Raw genomic sequence first — 992 nt, 5'->3', positions numbered from 1 at the left:
TGCGATTAAATCAGATCACAAACGAAGCCTTTTTTCTATCTATTTCAATTGGTTGTAGCTAAAGATCCTGTACATGTGCGTTTCCAACGATGCCATTGACGAGGCCTTCCTGCCGGAAGGCCAGGAATGGCCGTGCTTTTCAATCAGGATAAGGATGCATGATGAAAAAGTCCCTGCTGGCTGGCGCCCTGCTGCTCTGCCCTGCCGCCTTTGCCGCCACCACACACTGGGAATACAGCGGCGAGGCCGGCCCGGCGAAATGGGCCAGCCTGACCCCGGAATATGGCCAGTGTGCCGGCAGCAACCAGTCGCCGGTCAACCTCTCGGGTCTGGTGAAGGCCGATCTGGCCCCCCTGCAGTTCCACTATCAGGCGGGTGGCAAGACGCTGGTCAACAACGGCCACACGGTGCAGGTCAACTATGCCCCCGGCAGCACCCTTGAGCTCGACGGCATGCGCTTCGAGCTCAAGCAGTTCCACTTCCACGCCCCCAGCGAAAACCTCATCGAAGGCAGGTCCTACCCCCTGGAGGGTCACCTGGTCCACGCCAACGCCAAGGGGGAGCTGGCGGTGGTCGCCGTGATGTTCGAACCGGGCCGGGCCAATGCCGCCCTGAGCCAGGCCTGGCAGGCGCTGCCAGCCAAGGCGGGGGAGAGTCACGAGCTCAAGGAAGGGGTCTCGGCAGAGGCACTGCTGCCCGCCCAGCACGACTACTACCGCTTCAGCGGGTCACTGACCACCCCGCCCTGCTCGGAAGGGGTGCGCTGGCTGGTGATGAAGGAGCCGGTGCAGGTCAGTCAGGCCCAGATCGATGCCTTCAAGGCGTTGATGCACCACCCCAACAACCGCCCCGTGCAGCCCCTCAACGGGCGACTGGTGCTGGAATAAGGGGGATATCTCACCGATTTGCGCAATAATACCAATCAGATTAAAGATGTGATCTAATTGCTCTATTCTGGTTTCACTGTACTCAGTATGTCCGATCTAATCGAT

General features: G+C 59.8%; 1 protein-coding gene. It reads left to right on the top strand.

From position 1 onward, the window contains the following. The first annotated feature begins 161 nt into the window (after positions 1-161). Positions 162-887, top strand: coding sequence for a carbonic anhydrase (locus tag PG896_RS21005; RefSeq protein ID WP_270836194.1), 726 nt, complete (start codon positions 162-164; stop codon positions 885-887). Positions 888-992: the final 105 nt, after the last annotated feature.

Source organism: Aeromonas sp. QDB30 (assembly GCF_027707645.1).
Taxonomy (GTDB): domain Bacteria; phylum Pseudomonadota; class Gammaproteobacteria; order Enterobacterales; family Aeromonadaceae; genus Aeromonas; species Aeromonas caviae.
Note: the sequence above shows the minus strand (reverse complement) of the source record. Positions and strands in the feature narration are given on the sequence as shown.